The sequence below is a fragment of the Micromonospora sp. NPDC005237 genome, assembly GCF_040607775.1.
Lineage (GTDB): Bacteria > Actinomycetota > Actinomycetes > Mycobacteriales > Micromonosporaceae > Micromonospora.
This window is the reverse complement of sequence record NZ_JBEXHJ010000003.1, coordinates 137,914-155,610: the sequence shown is the minus strand read 5'-3', so window position 1 is coordinate 155,610 and position 17,697 is coordinate 137,914. Positions and strand designations below refer to the sequence as shown.

Annotated in this window: 15 protein-coding genes; 6 read left to right on the top strand and 9 right to left on the bottom strand. The window is 71.9% G+C overall.

Annotated elements, in window-relative coordinates; translation table 11 throughout:
* Nucleotides 1–17: 17 nt before the first annotated feature.
* On the top strand, nt 18–2,246 hold the full coding sequence (locus ABZT87_RS09575; RefSeq protein WP_355134777.1) for a DUF262 domain-containing protein: 2,229 nt from the start codon (nt 18–20) through the stop codon (nt 2,244–2,246).
* A gap of 183 nt (nt 2,247–2,429) precedes the next feature.
* Here ABZT87_RS09575 and ABZT87_RS09570 read toward each other — a convergent pair whose 3' ends face one another.
* The 5 genes from ABZT87_RS09570 to ABZT87_RS09550 form a co-directional block, all read right to left on the bottom strand.
* Entirely contained in the window at nt 2,430–2,837 is a 408-nt protein-coding gene (locus ABZT87_RS09570) for a hypothetical protein (RefSeq protein ID WP_355134775.1), read from the bottom strand.
* A gap of 67 nt (nt 2,838–2,904) precedes the next feature.
* Nucleotides 2,905–3,372, bottom strand: coding sequence for a nitroreductase family deazaflavin-dependent oxidoreductase (locus tag ABZT87_RS09565; protein ID WP_355134773.1), 468 nt, complete (start codon nt 3,370–3,372; stop codon nt 2,905–2,907).
* Nucleotides 3,373–3,484: 112 nt separating this feature from the next.
* A complete protein-coding gene (locus ABZT87_RS09560; RefSeq protein WP_355134771.1) occupies nt 3,485–4,336 on the bottom strand; it encodes a hypothetical protein in 852 nt (283 codons plus the stop codon).
* 81 nt (nt 4,337–4,417) lie between these two features.
* Nucleotides 4,418–5,395 carry an SEC-C domain-containing protein gene (locus ABZT87_RS09555; RefSeq protein WP_355134769.1) on the bottom strand — a complete coding sequence of 326 codons (978 nt, stop codon included), beginning with the start codon at nt 5,393–5,395 and terminating at the stop codon, nt 4,418–4,420.
* 109 nt (nt 5,396–5,504) lie between these two features.
* Nucleotides 5,505–6,971, bottom strand: a complete 1,467-nt coding sequence (locus ABZT87_RS09550; RefSeq protein ID WP_355134767.1) for an MFS transporter — start codon at nt 6,969–6,971, stop codon at nt 5,505–5,507.
* A gap of 216 nt (nt 6,972–7,187) precedes the next feature.
* Between ABZT87_RS09550 and ABZT87_RS09545 the strand changes: the two genes are divergently transcribed.
* On the top strand, nt 7,188–7,763 hold the full coding sequence (locus tag ABZT87_RS09545; RefSeq protein ID WP_355134766.1) for a helix-turn-helix domain-containing protein: 576 nt from the start codon (nt 7,188–7,190) through the stop codon (nt 7,761–7,763).
* 115 nt (nt 7,764–7,878) lie between these two features.
* Here the strand turns inward: ABZT87_RS09545 and ABZT87_RS09540 are convergent, their stop codons facing one another.
* Nucleotides 7,879–8,070 carry a hypothetical protein gene (locus tag ABZT87_RS09540; protein WP_355134764.1) on the bottom strand — a complete coding sequence of 64 codons (192 nt, stop codon included), beginning with the start codon at nt 8,068–8,070 and terminating at the stop codon, nt 7,879–7,881.
* 268 nt (nt 8,071–8,338) lie between these two features.
* Between ABZT87_RS09540 and ABZT87_RS09535 the strand changes: the two genes are divergently transcribed.
* Nucleotides 8,339–9,184, top strand: a complete 846-nt coding sequence (locus tag ABZT87_RS09535; protein WP_355134762.1) for an alpha/beta fold hydrolase — start codon at nt 8,339–8,341, stop codon at nt 9,182–9,184.
* A gap of 73 nt (nt 9,185–9,257) precedes the next feature.
* Here the strand turns inward: ABZT87_RS09535 and ABZT87_RS09530 are convergent, their stop codons facing one another.
* Nucleotides 9,258–10,130, bottom strand: a complete 873-nt coding sequence (locus tag ABZT87_RS09530) for an aldo/keto reductase (protein ID WP_354862534.1) — start codon at nt 10,128–10,130, stop codon at nt 9,258–9,260.
* Nucleotides 10,131–10,343: 213 nt separating this feature from the next.
* On the opposite strand from ABZT87_RS09530, the gene ABZT87_RS09525 reads away from it, so the two are divergent.
* Entirely contained in the window at nt 10,344–14,474 is a 4,131-nt protein-coding gene (locus ABZT87_RS09525) for a CHAT domain-containing protein (protein WP_355134760.1), read from the top strand.
* Between the two features lie 179 nt (nt 14,475–14,653).
* Here ABZT87_RS09525 and ABZT87_RS09520 read toward each other — a convergent pair whose 3' ends face one another.
* Together ABZT87_RS09520 and ABZT87_RS09515 are read right to left on the bottom strand one after the other, a co-directional pair.
* Nucleotides 14,654–15,166, bottom strand: coding sequence for a hypothetical protein (locus ABZT87_RS09520; RefSeq protein ID WP_354862530.1), 513 nt, complete (start codon nt 15,164–15,166; stop codon nt 14,654–14,656).
* Nucleotides 15,163–15,477 (bottom strand): hypothetical protein, encoded by a 315-nt coding sequence (locus ABZT87_RS09515; RefSeq protein ID WP_355068174.1) that lies wholly within the window; start codon nt 15,475–15,477, stop codon nt 15,163–15,165. Before ABZT87_RS09515 ends, ABZT87_RS09520 begins: the two co-directional genes overlap by 4 nt.
* A gap of 297 nt (nt 15,478–15,774) precedes the next feature.
* On the opposite strand from ABZT87_RS09515, the gene ABZT87_RS09510 reads away from it, so the two are divergent.
* Both ABZT87_RS09510 and ABZT87_RS09505 read left to right on the top strand, forming a co-directional pair.
* Nucleotides 15,775–16,140 (top strand): YciI family protein, encoded by a 366-nt coding sequence (locus ABZT87_RS09510; RefSeq protein ID WP_355134758.1) that lies wholly within the window; start codon nt 15,775–15,777, stop codon nt 16,138–16,140.
* Nucleotides 16,141–16,271: 131 nt separating this feature from the next.
* Entirely contained in the window at nt 16,272–17,654 is a 1,383-nt protein-coding gene (locus ABZT87_RS09505) for an FAD-binding protein (protein WP_355134756.1), read from the top strand.
* The last annotated feature ends 43 nt before the right edge of the window (nt 17,655–17,697 follow it).

Here is a 17,697-nt window from a genome sequence, read left to right as displayed (position 1 = left end):
TTGGTGGAGGTGGTGGAGTGCCCGAGGCGCCGATCCGAGGTGACGGCTTCACGATTCAACAGCTCTTCGGTCAATTTCAGTTCCGGCTCGACCCGTACCAGCGTGAGTACAGTTGGGGTCGCAAGGACGTCAAGGCGCTCATTGACGATCTGACCCGCCACTTCGCGGAGGACTGGATGCCCGGTCACCACCGGCGCGAGGTCCGCCACTACCGGCCGTACTTCCTTGGGCCGTTCGTTTATTACCGGGATGACGATCTCGCCGCGCTTGTCGATGGTCAGCAACGGATTACTACGCTGCATCTGTTGCTCTTGCATCTACGGCGGCTAGCGATCGAGGCCGGCCGGAGCGAGTATGACAACGACATCGCCGCTCTAGAGCCCTTGATCGCCGGGACATCTTACGGGGAACGCGCGTATGCGATTCGGTCCGATGAGCGAGTGCCGGTGTTGGAGGCGATCTTCGAGGACAAGCCGTTCGAGGTTCAGCCAGGGGCGAGCCCGTCGGTCGTCAACCTGTACGAGCGTAGTCAGGAACTCAACGATCTCCTACCGGAGTCGATCCGGGACGAGGCTCTCCCTCTCTTCATCCACTGGTTGCTGAATCGCGTGTGCCTGGTCGGGATCAACGCTGTTGAGCGCCGGCAGGGTTGGGAAATCTTCGAGACGATGAATGATCGAGGGGTGCAGCTCGGCCCGGCTGACCTGCTGAAGAGCTTCCTCCTGCGGAACGCTCGCAATCGCGACAATCTTCCTCGCCTCGGTGATGCCTGGACAAGAGTCCTGACGAGAATTGACAACCGCGCCCCACAGGCGGCGGCGAAGTTCATCCAAGCTCTCCTCACTGGTAGATACGCCCAGAGTGCCGATGAGGTTGCAGACATCGCCGTCTCTTTTCACGGGTGGGTGCAGGAAAACGCGGCACGCCGTATGAATCTGAGGCATGCGCCGGACTTCGCCCGTTTCATCGAGCACGACTTGGTGCAGCTTTCGCGGCGTTATGCGGCGCTGAATGCGGCGACAAAGGTCTTGGAGCCAGGACTGGAGCCCGTTTTCTACAATGCTAGTAACGAGATCGACCAGATGCCGTTCTTGCTGGCTGCGATCGATCCCGACGATACTGACGCTCAATTCCGGGAGAAAGCGTTCCTGGTCGCCTCATATCTCGACCTGGTGTTTGTCCGGCTTGCGGTGAATAACCGCATCAGTAAGCCTCAGGATTTGAGCGACGAGGTCATGCCGGTAATTTTGGATCTACGCACCTGTGGTGACATTGATCGAATATCCAAATCCCTCGGGCAGCGGATAGCTCAGCTGGATGTTGACTTCACTGGAGTCAAGCGCTATGGACTTCGGCCGGACAATCGGGCGCAGGTCAGGTATGTACTTGCCCGGCTTACCGCCTTCGTGGAAGTAGGATGTGGTCGGCCCAATGAGATGGTTCGCTACGTCGACTCGGATGAGCCGTTCGAGATCGAACACATCTGGGCCAACAAGTTCGAGCGGCACCAGCCTGAGGTTAAAACCGAGTCCGCGTTCCGGGTCCAGCGGAACCGCCTCGGGGCGCTGCTATTGCTGCGAAAGTCTCACAACGCCAGCTACCAGGCTGCGCCCTACGAGCAGAAGGTGGAGTGGTACCGCGGTCAGAACCATTTGGCCGCTTCACTCCACAAGATGACCCGAGAGCGCAACAGGCCATTTACCGAGGGTGTCGTCAAGAAATACCAGCTGGAGAAACTCTTCCATCCAGTTTCCCGCTTCGACGTGTCGGCCATCGACATGCGGCAGCATCTATACGAGCGACTGTGCGAGATCATCTGGGACCCGAAGCGGCTCGGCTACATCCTGCCGCCTGTTGGCATCTCCACCTCGTCCGAGAAACCCGACGTCACTGTCTCGGTTCCCAGCCAACGCGTCCCGACCGCCGTGGCCAGACGGACTCGCGCCTACTTTGGTGGCATCACGGTGGCTCGGCTGGTGGCCGTTGGCGCTCTCACCGCAGGCGAGGAGATGGTCCTGACCTATAAGCGGGCCGATTATAAGGCGCGCATCAGCGCGACTGGCCAGATCGAGTTGGACAGCGGGGAGCTCTTCGAGTCGCCCTCGCCGGCCGGCGCGACGGTCACCGGTAAAGCGGCCATCAACGGATGGAGCGCGTGGAAGGTTCGTCGAGCGAACAAGTTGATCCCGCTGTTCGACGTGCGGGCGGATGCGCTATCTCGCGGCCTGCTTGAAGGAACGTCATAGGTGTCGGTTGTCGTCGCGCCGGAGGTGCTGATCGTGGCTGCCAAACGCGCCGTCACAAGGGCTGGCCCGGTCTGGTCGCCGGGGTGATGGCTGTCCTGATGCCGAAGCGAGTTTGTTGACGAGGCATACGGCAAGAGCGGGTGAGCCGTCGGCCATCCTTGGCCGCGCGCATGCGGGTAATGCTCAACGGGTAACACTGACCGTGTCGCTGAACTGCAGGAAGTCGCAGTATTCCTGCTCGCACAACTCGGAGGATCCACTGGCCAGCGCCACGCCCCGGTTGAAGGCGAAGCCGCCGCCTTCGGCGTACACCCGTCCGGTCACTGCCTGCGGTTGGCCGGTGCAGCTGACGGGCGCCCAGCCCGATCCGTAGGCCACCCGGTTGCCCGAGCGCTGGCGCAGGATCAGTTCCGCGCCGCCGGAGAGGCCAGCGTCGCAGGTCACGGTGAGGGTGAGGTCCACGGCGACGCCTTTCGCGACCAGGGTCGCGGACGTGACCTCGACGGTGCTCGCCGCGCTCGCCGGCGACGGCGTCAACAGGGCGAACAGGAACAATCCGAGCAGCGCGATGGTGGTGGTGAGGCGGCGCACGGCGGCTCTCCTATCGGAGTAGGTGCTTGGCTGCGGTCACCGTAGCCCTCGCCAGCGCTCACGGGCATCAATCGATCGCAGAGTCTTCCGGGGACGTCCGCTCGATGACGATGACCGGGATCTCCCGGTCGGTGTCCTTCTGGTAGCGGGCGTACGTCGGGAAGACCTTCGTCATCACCGGCCACAGCCGGGCCCGCTCCTCGGCGGTCGCCGTCCGGGCGCGACCCGCGAACCGTTCCGCGCCGACCTGGACCTCGACCGTCGGGTCGGCGCTCAGGTTCAGGTACCAGGCGGGGTGCGTGGCAGCACCGCCGTTGGACGCCACCACCAGGTGGTCGTCCCCGTCGCGGCCATAGATCAACGCGGTGCGGCGGAGTGTGCCCGAGCGGCGTCCCCGCGTGGTGAGCAGCAGCGCGGGGTAGCCCTGGAAGGTGCCGCCGTCGGCGCCGTCGGTCTCCACGTACCGCCGAATGTGCTTGGCCACCCATCCGACCGGGCTGTCCTCAACCGTCTCGTGGCGCTCCGTCTCGGTCATGGGCCACCTCCGACTGGAGCCTAGCGGCGTTGCGGGCCCCGCGTGGGCCGGCCACATCCGCTCCCACCGGTGCGTCATCACCGCCCACTTCGAGGATCTGGCAAAGCAGTCGTCACGAGGCCAGCAGGTCGAACAGGCCACCGATGACGAAGAGCACGGCCGCCACCCATCGGAGAAGTCTCAGTGGTCGGGTCTGGTCGAGCAGTCTTCCGTAGCCGGACAGCAGAGCGCCCCAGACGCGGTAGCCCGCCGCCGCGGTCAGGAGCTGCATTCCGGGGAGGACGGCGACGACGAAGGCGAGCAGGCTCACCACCAGGAGGCCCACGAATACCCACTGTCCCTCCCGGCCCCGGCTGATGCTGCTCAGAGCACCGATGCCGCCGATCGCCGCGGCGAGAAAAATGAGCAGGGGGGAGATGCTCCTCCGGGATGCTTCCACGTCTCGGATCAGGTCTCTCTCCTCGGCGGGCAGTTGCTCGGCGATGAGATTGTTGATCTGACGCACGGCATACTCGAACTGCTGCGTGCAGACGGAGAGACCATGCTGGTGCGGGCAGGTGTGCTTCGTGGGCAGAGCCCCGATCACCGCGCTGTGAAAGTCGCGGTAACGGCCGAGTTCGAGCCGAAGCCCCGGTGGAACGGCCACCGGAGGCTGGGTGACCAGAGAACGCCCGTACCGGTGGGCCACCCGCACGATGCCGACGATAACGTCCTCCTGAATCCCTACGAGTCGACCGACCTGGCGCTTGTGCCGCATCCGGCCCAACAGCCTGTGTGCGCGCTCAATGGTCTGCCGGCCCCGCGCTCGCAGATTGTCGGGGTCGGCCAGGTCCAGGACGACGGTGAGGCCGGCGAGGTAGAGCAGCGACTTGCCGAGGCGTCCCCAGAAGACCATGGTCAGGCCGATGAGTTCCAGGTTCTCCGTGGGCCTGCCCGCGAGCCACGCGCCGACGACGTCGTCCACACCCCACATACGCGAACTCCGACCCCCGTCGACCCGGACAGACAGGTCGATGGTCGCAGGCGGTGGAAAGCGACGGAAGAATCAGCTTCGCGAGCGCGGCAGGCAGCATTTCTTGTACTTCGCGCCCGACCCGCACCAGCAGGCGTCGTTGCGGCCGGGCGGCCAGGACGTCAGACCCACCTCGTCGAGGCTGTCGGCGTACTCGTCAAGGGTTTCCTCGTCGATGGGGTCGTTGCCGGCGAACGCCGCCAGGCCCTCGACGGCGCCGGCGACCACGCCCAGGTCCGCGCCGCCCAGCCCGGCGGCGTCGGCGAGCGCGCGTTCGATCTGGGTACGGTGCTCGTCCCACGTCTTCGGGTAGCTGTCGACAAGCGCGGGCCAGCGAATCAGCAACGCGTTGAACTCGGCCTCCGGCCAGTACAGCAGCGTCGCAGGGCCATCGTCGAGAGCGTCGAGGGCGTGGGTGCTCGCGGCGCGCAGCCGGTCGGCGAGGTTGTCGTACTCGTCGTGCGGGAGGCCCACCTCCTCGCGCAGGTGGTGCCGCCGCTGGGCCAGCCCGCAGATCATGGCCGCGGCCTCGTCCTGCGCGTCCTCGGACTCGTGCTGCTGGGTCCGGGTGCGTTCCAGGATCGTGTCGAGCGCCCCGGTCAGCCATTCCAGCGCCAGGTCGGTGTGGCCGGATTCGGCCAGCTCGTCGACCAGGTAGGTCGCGTTGGGGTTGGTCTCCAGCAGCGGACGCAGCTCGGTCAGCTCGGCCATGCCCTCGTCCGAGCGGCCGAGGCGCAGCAGCAGACCGCCGCGCACCGCTCGGGCGTACGCGTCCTCGTCGGGCTGTTCGGCGATGGCGCGGGTGGCCAGGGCGAGGGCATCGGCCAGGTCACCGGCCTGCTCCAGGATGTCGGCGGCGACGAGCAGCGCGTACCCGATGTCGTCGGGGTCGGCGAGGCGTCCCTCGTCGACGGCGCTCACCAGCTCGGCGACCAGCGCGGCCGGGTCCGGGCTCTTGACGCCCAGGGCGCCGATCTCTTCGATGCGGTCGGCGGTCAGCAATTCGGACATGGGCGCATCCTGAAGACGACGAACGGTGGATGGGGGAGCGGCCAGCGTACTCCCGAGCAGGCCGGAGCCCGGGCGGCGAACCGCCCGGGCTCCGACTTGCCAGCGAACCTCAGCGGGTCGCGGGCATGGTGGCGAACTCGCCGGCTAGCTCGGACTCGACGATCGTCGCGGTGGACGGCCGGCGACCGGCCGACGCCCGCCGGGCGGACGGGACGGCCAGGGCCGCGAGCGCGGCGGCGAGGGCGATCGCGGTGAGGACGAGAAACCCCGTCGTGAAACCGGCCTCCCGGGGCAGGCCGTTGGCCTGCGGGTGGGCGGTGATCACGCCGCTGACCATGGCCGCGCCGATCGCGCCGCCGATGGTACGGATGTTGGCGTTCATGCCGGTCGCCACGCCGGTCTGGCTGGCGGGCACGCTGCCGACGATCAGGTTGGCCATCGACGCGAACGCCAGGCCGATGCCGAGACCGACCAGCCCACCGGCGATGGCGACCTCCCAGCGGGTGTCGTGCGCGGCGGCCAGCATCGCGGAGGCGGCCACGTTGAACGCGGCGCCGGTGGCGAGCTGTGCCTTGGCGCTGAACACGGCCTGGAGCCGGCCGGCGACGAGACCGGCGACGAACATCGCGACGAGCATCGGCAGCATGAGCAGGCCAGCCTGGCTGATGCTGGCGCCGAAGCCGTAGCCGGCGGCGGTCGGGGTCTGCACGAACTGGGGAAGGAACGCGTACACGGAGAACATCGACGCGCCGTAGAGCAGGGCGACCAGGTTGGTGGTCCAGACGCCGGGCAGGCGCATCATCCGCATGTCGATCAGCGGGTTGGTCGAGCGCACCTCGGCGACGAGCCAGCCGATGAGCAGCACCACGGCGAGCACCAGCAGGCCGAGCACCCGGGTGGAGGTCCAGCCCCAGGCCGCGCCCTGGCTGATCGGCAGGAGCAGCGCGATCAGCCAGCCGGAGAGCAGCAGGGTGGCACGCCAGTCGATCCGACCGGGGGTTCGCACCGGCGACTCGGGCACGAACAGGTGCGCGGCGACGGCGGTCAGCCCGACCACGACCATCGGGATCCAGAACAGCCAGTGGTAGTCCAGCGCGGCCACGATCGGGCCGGCGAGCACGACGCCGAGGCCACCGCCCGCAGCGACGATCGCCGAGATGGAGGCGACGGCGCTTCCGACCCGCGCGGCGGGGAACTCGTCGCGGATGATGCCGAACGACAGCGGGAAGACCGCGCCGCCGATGCCCTGCACGACCCGGGCGACGATGAGGACGCCGATGTTCGGCGCGATGGCGGCCACCAGGCAGCCGAGGGCGAGGGCGGCGAGCGAGACGACAAGCATCCGCTCCTTGCCGACCATGTCGCCGACCCGTCCGAGGATCGGCGTGAAGATCGACGCGGAGAGCAGGTAGGCGGTCAGGACCCAGGTCACGGTGTTCTGCGAGGTGTGCAGGTCCTGCTGGATGGTCGGCAGCACCGGGGTGATCAACGACTGGAGCATCGCGAAGAATCCGGCGCCGGCCGCGAGCACGGTGAAGGTGAGCCGACGCGAGCTGCGTCGGGATGTCACTGACACGAGAGAAAACTCCTGATGCGGTACGGAAGGAGGTTTGTCGCCCGTCGTCGGAGGCGGGCAGGTCTGTCGGGTCCGGGCGATCGGGTGGCCAGGCGGATCGGGCGGGTCCCGGGGTAAGCTAAGCGGAGGCTGCCCTCCGGCATTTCCGGAGGGGTGCCTCCACTAAGCTAGCGGAGGGGTGCCTCCGGATGCAACCAAGGTGAGGTGACGCACGTCATGACCAGCGCGGGGCAGATGCCCGAGGTCTTCGCGCAGCGGCCCAAGCGGGCCGACGCGCGGCGCAACTACGACGCCCTGGTCACCGCGGCGCGCGAGGCGTTCGCCGAGAACGGCGCGGCCGCCTCCCTGGAGGACGTGGCCCGCCGGGCGGGGGTGGGCATCGGCACCCTCTACCGCAACTTCCCGACCCGCCGGCACCTGTTCGAGGCCGTCTACGTCGAGGAGGTCCGTGCGCTGAGCAGCTCCGCCGCCGACCTGGCCGAGCTGCCTCCGTGGGACGCCCTGGTCGCGTGGCTGCACCGCTTCGTCGCGTACGTCGCCACGAAGCGCGCGCTCGCCGAGCAGTTGCTGCACGACTCGGAGATCTTCGCCAGCTGCCGGACGGAGATCTACGCCGCCGGCGAGCCGTTGATGCGCCGCGCCCAGGCCGCCGGCGTGGTGCGCGACGACGTCGGTTTCGACGATGTGGTGCGCCTGATCAGCGGTCTCACGATGGCCCAGTTCCCCGCACCCGAGCAGCGTGACCGGGTGCTCGGCGTGGCCCTGGACGGGTTGCGCGCGACCGTCCGCTGAGGACCCGTCAGCGCGACCGTCCGCTGAGACCGCGTCAGCGCGACCGTCCGCTGAGACCGCGTCAGCGCGACCGTGCGCTGAGACCGCGTCAGCGCGACCGTGCGCTCAGCGCGCGTCAGCGGTCGACGAGCAGCGGCCACTCGTCGTCGAGCCGTTTGACCACCATGCCCGCCGGCCACCGGCCCGCGCTGTCGTTGCCGAGCAGCTCGACGGCCCGGGTGTAGAGCTCGGTCCGGCGGCGTTCGGCCGCGTCGCGTTCGGCCGCGCCGGACTGCTGGTCCTGATGGCGCTGCGCGGCCTCGGCCACCGACTCGGCGTGCGCCTGCCACCGGTCCCGGTGTGCCTGGTCGCGGGCGGCGACCCTCGCGCGGGGCGGGGTACGCGCACAGCGGCGGGTGTCCGCTGTGGAGCGGCACCGAATTGCCGGTTTGCGCCGTCGGTGGAACAACGGGTTACCGGCGCGTAACAAGTCATTGACGTTTCTGAATTGTGACGTGCATCATCGTCGCACGGTCGACCGGACACCCCCACCCACCTGCCCGGTTCGCCGGGTGCCTCCCCCCGGAGGTGCAGCCATGCTGCTCCGAAAGACCGTCCTCGTCGTGTCCCTGGCCACCGCCGCGCTGCTGGCGTCCGCCGGCGCCGCGACCGCTGCCACCCCCACCGCCCCGGCTGCTACCGCCCCAGCTGCCACCGCCCCAGCTGCCACCGCCCCGGCTTCCACCGCCCCGGCTTCCACCGCCGCCTTCGCTGCCGCTGCCGCGGCCAACCCGGTCATCGTGGTCGGCGGGCTCAGCGGCGTCGCCGTGGCGTACGAGCCCATCGCCGCCCGGCTGCGCGCCGACGGCTACCGCACCTTCATCTACCAGCTGCCCGGGCTGGGCCTCGGTGACATCCCCGCCTCGGCTCGCGCGTTCGCCGGCTACGTGGAGCAGGTGCGCGCCAGCACCGGCGCGGCGACCGTCGACCTCGTCGCCCACTCCGAGGGCGGCCTGGTCAGCCGCTACTACCTCAAGAGCCTGGGCGGCACCGCCAGCGTCGGCCGGTACGTCAGTCTGGGCACACCCCAGTACGGCACCTACGTCGCCAACATCGTGGCGTTTCTCGGCCTCGGCAGCTGCGCCGGCATCGTGGCCTGCCAACAGATGACCATCGGCTCCGCATTTCTCGCCGACCTGAACGCCGGGGACGACACCCCGGGATCGGTGCGCTACACCACCGTCCGCACACTGCAGGACGAGCTGGTCCGTCCGACCGGCAACGCCGCCGTCAACGACGGGGCGACGAACGTCCTCATCCAGGCGTACTGCCCGCTGCGGGTGGTCGGGCACCTCGGCCTGGTGCTCGACGGGACCGCGTACACCATCGTGCGCGGCGCCCTGACCGACGGCCCGGTGCGACCCAACTGCCTCGCGCTCTGAGAGCCGTGCGGGTGGTCCCGGCCGGGACCACCCGCACGGCCTCGCTCAACTCGCCTCGCTCAACTCGCCTCGCTCAGCTCGCCTTGGTCAGCGCCTCGAACTCGTCGTCGGTGAGCCGCACGTCGGCCGCGGCCACGTTCTCCTCCAGGTGCGCCACCGAGGACGTGCCGGGGATCGGCAGCATCACCGGCGAGCGGCGCAGCAGCCAGGCCAGCGCGAGCTGCGCGGGCGTCGCGCCGTGCTCGGTGGAGATCGCGTCCAGCGGGCCGCCCGGCCGGGCCAGCTCGCCGGTGGCGATCGGGAACCACGGGATGAACGCGAGGTCGTTGCGCTCGCAGTACTCCAGGACGTCCTCGGCGCTGCGGTTGGCGAGGTTGTAGAGGTTCTGCACCGAGGCGATCGTGGTGATCGCGCGGGCCTGCTCGATCTGCTCGACGCTCACCTCGGACAGCCCGATGTGGCGGATCTTGCCCTCCTGCTGCAACAGGGCCAGCTCACCCAACTGGTCGGCCAGCGGCACCTGCGGGTCGATCCGGTGCAGCTGGTAGAGCGGGATGCTGTCCAGACCCAGGTGACGCAGGCTCAGCTCACACTGCTGACGCAGGTACTCCGGCCGGCCCACCGGACGCCAGTCGCCCGGGCCGGAGCGGGTCAGCCCGGCCTTTGTCGCGATGACCAGGTCGTCGGCGTACGGGTGCAGAGCCTCGCGGATCAGCAGCTCGGACACGAACGGGCCGTACGAGTCGGCGGTGTCGATGAACGTCACGCCCAGCTCGACCGCCCGGCGCAGCACCCGCAGCGCCTCGGCCGGGTCCTTCGGATCACCCCACACACCCGGCCCGGTGATCTGCATCGCCCCGTAACCGAGCCGGTTGACCGTGACGTCGCCCCCGATCCGGTACGTACCGGACGCCTTCGCGGGCTGCTTGCTGATGTCGGTGGCCATACGCGCATCCCCAATCGTCTTCGTCGCGGCAGGCAAGACAGACAACCCACCACCTCGTGATCATCCCCCGGGAGCCGGCCATCATGCCGCCGCTCGCCCGATTGTGTGCGCCGACACGGCAGCATGCGATCACTGTCGTCCTGCCGCTAGCGCCCGTCCTGTCCGGTCTGCTACGCCTGATCCGAGTCGGTGCGGCCGGCCGGGGGAGGCGCGATGTGGCGACGGTTCAGACCCGACCCGGTCGGTCGGCTGCGGGAGCGGCTGGACCGCTTCGACACCACCCGCGACCACCGGGCGGTCCTCGACTCCGGCGCGATCCGCGACGCCGAGGCCGTCGTCGACCTGGTGACCGCGACGCCCACGGACGGGCCGCTGCCCGAGCGGGTCGCCGAGGGTGTGTTCCTCCTGGCCTGCCTGCACTGGTACCGATACCAACTGCTGCCCCCGGGCGAGGACGCCGACGACCTCGGCCAGGCGCTCGGGCTCACCCAGTTCCTGCTGCGCTTCGCCCCGCAGCGGGTGTCGCCGGCAATGCTGGCCCTGCTGCACGCGCACCGACCGCCAAGCGGCGGCGGCCCACACGCCGACGCGCCGCCGACCCGGTCCGGCCCGCGGTCGGCCGGGTCGGGTGCCGACGCCGCCGGCGCCCGCTACGTCGAGGCCGTCATGCTGATGGCCGCCGCGGAGACCAGCCGCGACTACCGAGCGGCCGACCGGGCCGAATCGCTGCTGCGCCAGGCCCTCGACGGTACGCCGGCCGGTGCGCCGGAGCGGCTGCACTACCTGTCCGCCCTCGGCAGGGTCCACCGTGACCAGTTCCAGCACCTCGGCCGACGAAGGGCCCTCCCGGCGGCCGTGACGGCGCACCGGGAGAGCCTGGAGGCCACCGGCCTCGGGGACCCGGAACGTCCCGTGCGGCTGTTCAACCTCGGCAACGTCCTGGGCGACACGTACGAGGTCGACCGCGACCCGGCTGCGCTGGACGAGTCGATCACGGTGCTGCGCGACGCGGTCCGGGCCGCCGCGACGGGCACGCCGGTGCGCACGATGGCGCGGATGAACCTCGGCCAGCGGCTGCGCGACCGGTGGCGGCTGCACCGGCGCCCGGGTGACCTCGACGAGGCGATCGACGCCTTCGCCGCGGCTCGGGGCAGTGCCGATCCCCGGGTCGCCGCGCTGCACGGCGCGGCGCTCGCCGAGCGGTTCCTGCGCGACCGGACGCCCGCCGACCGGGACTCCGCGATCGAGGCGTACCGGTCGGCGCTGACCGGGTTCGGCGGGCTCGACCCGGAGCTGGCCGGCACCGCGCAGGTCGGGCTCGCCACCCTGCTCGCGGACCGGCACCAGGCCGCCGCCGATCCGGTCGACCTCGACGCGGCGATCGACGCGTACCGGGCCGCCGCCGGTTCCGGAGCGACACCCGGCGGGACGGATCGCGAGGAGCTGCGCCACGCCACGGCCGGTCTGCTGGCGACACGGTACGAGTTGCGGCGGCGGGCCGACGACGTCACCGAGGCGGTACGGGTGCTGCGCGCCGGCGTGGCCGCCGCCCGGGACCCCGGCCAACGAGCGCGTCGGCTCGCCGACCTCGGCTACGCGCTCGCGCTCGGCCACGCCGACCTCGGCGGGGTGAGCGCGCTGCGCGCCGCACGGGACGCGCTGACCGAGGCGGAACGCCTGCTTCCCCGTACCGACCCGCTGCGTCACCACGTGCTCAACAACCTCGGCAACACCCTGCGCGAACTCTCCGACCTGGCCGGAGAGCCGGCGCTGCTGGAGCCGGCCGCGGTCGCGCTGCGCTCGGCCGTGGCCGCCGCCGGGCCGGACGCCGCGTCTCTGCCCCGGTACCGCTCGAACCTGGGCCTGGTGCTGCAGGCGCTGTTCGCCTCGACCCAGGACCTGGCGACCCTGACCGAGGCGATCCAGGTGCTGGCGCAGGTGATCGACACGACGCTACCCGGGCACCCGGACCGGTTGCCGGCGCTGACCAACTACGGGGCCGCCCTGAACCGCCGGGTCGAACTCTTCCTCGACGGCGCGCTGCCCGCCGGTGGCGAGCCGGCCGACCAGGTCGCGGCCGGCGTCGCCCGGGACTCCGACGCCGCGGTGGCCGCCCTGCGCGAGGCCGCCCAGCTGGCCGAACAGGAGGCCACCCCCAGCGAGTACGCCCAGACGCTCGGCACCCACGCGCTGGCCCACCTGCTGCGGCACCGCCTGCACGGCGACCTGCCGGCGCTCGACACGGCGATTCGACTGCTCCGGCGACTGAGCGAGCGACAGTCGCTCGGCGCGGACCGCTACCGGATCCTCACCAACCTCGCCAACGCCCTGCTGCTGCGCTACCGCGCCGGTCACGCCGACGCCACCGCGATGCTGGCCGCGTACCGGGCAGCGGTCGACGAGCTGACCCCCGAGCATCCGGCCCGCACCATGTGTCTGAGCAATCTCGCCACCGCCCTGGAGGCGGTGGCCGATGCCGCCACCTCCGATCCCGGCTCCGCCGCGACGGCGACCGCCGGTGTGGGCGGCTCCGCCGCGCTCGCCGAGTCGGCGGCCGCGCTGCGCGCCGCCGCCGACGTCGAGTCCGCCCCGTCGCTGTTGCGGGCGGTGGCCGCCAGCAGGTACGCGGCGCACGTCGCCCAGGCCGGCGACCTTCCGGCCGCGCTCGACGGGTACGCCACCGCGATCGAGCTGATCGATCTGGTGGCCTGGCACGGCATGGACCCCGACGACCAGACCCGCCTGCTCGGGCGTTTCCCCGGGCTGGCCAGCGACGCCGCGGCGGTCGCCGTCGCCCTCGACAACCCGGAGCGCGCGGTCGAGCTGCTGGAGTACGGCCGCGGGGTCCTGCTCACCCGCGCCCACGACGCGGGCGCCGACCTGGCCGCGCTGCGCGCGCAGGCCCCCCGGCTGGCCGCCCGCCTCGCCGAACTCCAGGACGCCCTCGACGACTTCCCCGCGCCGGCCGGGGCAGCATCGGCGGCGGGGCTGACAGCGACCGCCGGACCGACCCCGGAGCAGCGGTACGACCTCGCCACCCGCCGTCGCCAGCTGCTGACCGAGATCCGCGACCGGCCCGGCTTCGCCGACTTCCTCCGTCCACCGCCCTTCGACGAGCTGGCCCGGGCCGCCGCCGACGGTCCGGTGGTGCTGGTCAACGTGGCTGCCCGGCGCTGCGACGCGCTGGTCGTCGCCGAGGGCCGGGTCAGCGTGGTGCCGCTGCCGGAGTTGACCCTGGACGAGCTGGTCGTCCGGACGGCGAGCTTCCTGGCCGCGATCGCGCTGCTCACCGGGCCGGCGGCGCCGGACGTCCCGCAGCCGCAGGTGCAGCGTCGTCGATCGGCGGCCCGCGCCGAGGTCGCCCAGACACTGGACTGGCTGTGGCGGGTCGTCGCCGCACCCGTACTCGACCGGCCTCTCCCCACCCCGCCGTCGGCGGACGCCGAACCGTCCGCCGTGCCGTCGGCGGACGCCGAACCGTCCGCCGTGCCGTCGGCGGACGCCGAACCGTCCACCCCGCCGTCGGCGGACGCCGAACCGCCCGCCGTGCCGTGGTCCGGCGTGGGCGGGTCGGTGGGGGAGTGGCCTCGGTTGTGGTGGTGTCCCACCGGGGTGCTCACCCTGCTGCCGCTGCACGCGGCCGGTCCGATCGAGGGTGGCGACGGGGTGCTGGACCGGGTGGTCCCGTCGTACACGGCGTCGCTGCGGGCGCTGGCGCACGCGCGCCGGGGCGTCCCGGCCCGGCCCGAACCGGTCGACTCGGCGGTGTTCGTCGGTATGCCCCAGACGCCCGGCCTCGCCGACCTGTCCGGCGTCGCGCGGGAGGAGAAGATCGTCCGTCAGCACGTGCCGCAGGTCCGCTCACTGCTCGGCTCGGTGGCCACCCCGGCGGCCGTGCTCGCCGCCCTGCCCGACCAGCCGGTCGCCCACCTGTCCTGTCACGGCACGCAGGACCTGCGCGCCCCGGCCTGGGGTCGTCTGGAGCTGGCCGGCGGCGCGCTGCACGTCCGGGACCTGTGGCGGCCGGCCGGCAACCCGGCGGCGCTGGCGGTGCTCTCGGCCTGCGAGACGGTACGCGGCGGGGCGGCCCTGCCCGACGAGGCGCTCACGCTCGGTACGGCCTTTCAACTGGTCGGCTTCCGGCACGTCATCGGCGCGCTGTGGTCCATCTCGGACACGCTGACCGTGCGGCTCTGCAAGGACCTCTACGACGGATTGTCAGTGCCCGGAGGGATCGCGCCGGACCGCGCGGCCGTGGCCCTGCACGCGGCGGTCCGCCACCTCCGCGAGGACCTGCCGGATCACCCGGACACCTGGGCCGGCTACGCCCACCTCGGCCCCTGACGGCCGCCCGACCTGCTCGACGCGTCCGCGCAGGCGCACGCCGCGCTCGGCGAGCGGGCTCGGGGCGACGCGCGGGCAGGGTGGCGACTGCGGATGCCGTGCCGCTGACCGCCGAAGCGCTGCCCGCCGACCCATCCGCCGCCGGACCGCCAGGCCCGGGGCGCTGGGCACACCGCGCGCTAGCGAGTCGACGCCGGGGAGCTGTTGGCCGGGGAGCTGACGGCCGGGGAGGCGGGGCGGGCGGGGGCGTACCAGGTCACGCCGACGGCCGCGACAAGCAACGCGGTGCAGAGCAGCACCAGCCCCACTCCGGTCCGCAGGGACCGGACCGCCGCCAGGGCCTCCAGGTGGTCGCCGAGCGGGGCCGGCGGCAGAGCCGCCACCGGGGTCACCCTCAACCGGCCGTGCGCCGCGCGGAGCAGCGCGAGCGCCCCGGCCACGCCCGCGGCCAGCGCGGCGAGCAGCAGGACCCCGACCAGCGCGCCCCAGCCCGCCGCGAGCGTGGTCACGTCGGTGCGACCCCGGATCAGGCTGAACCCGACCAGCGCCACCAGCAGGCCACCCAGTCCGTTGCGCCAGGCCACCGCCGCCGCGCGGACGCGCTCCAGCTCGCCGCGCAGCAGGCCGGCCAGCTGCTGCGCGCGGTGCAGGTCGGCGACGGTCGCGGGCGGCCCCGGGCGAAGCCGGATCACGCCTCGACCTCCAGCCACAGCGTCCAGTACGCCCCACAGCCGCGCATCCCGGCGGGACGCCCCGGGTGCTCGGCCTCGCACTCGCACAGCAGCGTCCGGTAACCGGGATCCGGGGCCCCGGCGTCCTTGCGGTACACCTCGTCGACGAGCGTCGTGGTGCTCGGGTGGCCGCACCGGGGGCACCGCCCACTGAGCACCACCGCGAACTCGAATTCCTGCGGCCGGAAGCCCGCCGCGGCCTGCGTGGCGTACGCCTCGTCGGTCACCTCGGCGTACGACAGTGGGCTCGACACTGGCTCGTCGTCGCGCATCCCGACCTCCCACCACCGACACCCGGACCGTCCACCGTAGTCGGTGTCGGCACCCGCGCCGACCGACGTGCCGGGTCGCCGCCGGCCGGGGATTCCGGCAGGCGGGGCGGCGGACTGCCGCCCGGCCACGCCACCACCGACCGTGGCCGTGGCACCGTCGACCCGTGGACTGACCGGGGGCAGTTGCGCGGAGCGACCGGTACCGCCGTCGTCGGCGTGCGACGCTGGGCGCGTGCCGGTGACGCCGGCTCGGGCGGCCGGGCCGGTGCGTGCCGGCGCGACGGCGGAGGGAGCACCATGGCGGGAGTGCCGCAGGTCGACTTCGCGCTCGACACGTACGAGTGCATCGTGATCTATGCCGGCGCGGCCGGACGGGCCCTGCCCCCGGAGACCGTGCAGCGGTTGCAGGCCGAGCACACCGAGCACATGCAGGCGTTGCAGCGCAGCGGAATCATCCTGGTCGCGGGCTCGGTGGACGGCCCGGCCCGTACGCCGGAGCCGCCGATCGGCTTCGGGCTGGCCCGCACCGGCAGCGTCGACGACGTGCGCAGCGTGCTGGAGGCCGACCCCGCGGTGCAGGCCGGCCTCTACCGGGTGGACGTGTTGACCTTCCTCTGCCCGGCCGGCTCGTTGGAGTTTCCGCTGGTCAAGGCCCAGAGCTGACGGTCGGTCCAGCGACAGGTGTCGTGATGGTGACGGCGTTGCGGCGTCCGCCGGTGCTACGGTCGCGCGCACCGAGGATCGCGGTCGGGGCGCACCCGGCGTCATCGGCCGGGCCCGGTCGAGGAGACGCCATGAGCTCCGCCGCCACCCCCGATGTCGCGTCCGCCGCCGCGCGGCTGCGTGCCCTGCTCGGTGGCCGCCTCCACGAGCCGGGCGAACCCGGGTTCGACACCGCCACCCGCCTGTGGAACGCCGCCGTCGACCGTACGCCCGCCCTGGTCGCCCACTGCCTGGACGCCGACGAGGTGGCCGCGGCGATCCGTGTCGCCGCCCGGTGTCACCTGCCGGTGTCGGTCCGCTCCGGCGGGCACGACTGGGCCGGCCGGGCATTGCGCGACGGTGGCCTGGTTCTCGACCTGACCGGCCTGCGTACCGTCCGGGTCGATCCGGACCGGGGCACGGTGACGGTGGCCGGCGGTGCCAGCGCCGCCGACCTGCTCGCCGCCGCCGCCCCGTACGACCTGGTGGTGCCCACGGGTGTGGTCCGCGACGTGGGCATGGCCGGGCTGACCCTGGCCGGCGGGTACGGCCCGCTCTGCGGGCGGTTCGGCCTGGCCCTGGACAACCTGCTCGGCGCGGAGGTCGTCCTCGCCGACGGTCGTCGGGTCACCGCCGACCCACGCCACGACGCGGAGTTGTACTGGGCGCTGCGCGGCGGCGGTGGCAACGTCGGCGTGGTCACCGAGCTGCGGTACCGGGCGCACCGGCTGCCCGCCGTGCTCGCTGGCATGATCATGTTCGCGCTGGCCGAGGCGCCGGTCGTGCTGCGCGGCTACGCGGCGCTGCTCGCCGACGCCCCGGACGAGTTGACCGTCATGGCCGGGTTCCTGCCCGGCCCGGCCGGCGAACCGGTGGTCTTCGTGTGCCCCTTCTACAGCGGCCCGGACCTGGACGCCGGCCGCCCGTGGCTGGACCGGCTGCGGGCGCTGGGCACCCCGCTGGTCGACCAGGTCGACCCGCTGCCGTACGCGGACGCGTTGCGGATGTTCGACGGCGGGATGGTCGACGGAAACCACTACCTGCTGCGTACCCGCTGGCTGCCACCGCTCGCCGACGGCGCGGTGGACGCGCTGGTCGACGCCGCCCGGCAGGTCACTTCGCCGTTCTCCGCGCTGGCCCTGCACCACTTCCACGGCGCGGCCACCCGGGTCCGGCTCGGCGACACGGCGTTCGGTCTGCGCGCCGAGCACCTGCTGACCGAGATCATCGCGGTGTGGGCGCCCGGCGGGGAGGCCGCACCGCACCTCGCGTGGGCCGAGCAGACGTCGGCGGCGCTCGCCCCGCTCGCCCTGCCCGGGGGCTATCCGAACCTGCTCGCCCCGACCGAGACCGAACGGGTCCGGCTGGCGTACGGCGCGAACTGGTCGCGTCTGCGCCGGGCCAAGCGGCACTACGACCCTCGTGACCTGCTCACCGCCGTGCCCACGCTGCCCCCGTCGGAGCACCCGGAGTGAGCGTGCGCCGGGAGCGCCCCGACACCGCCCGCCGCGACAGGCG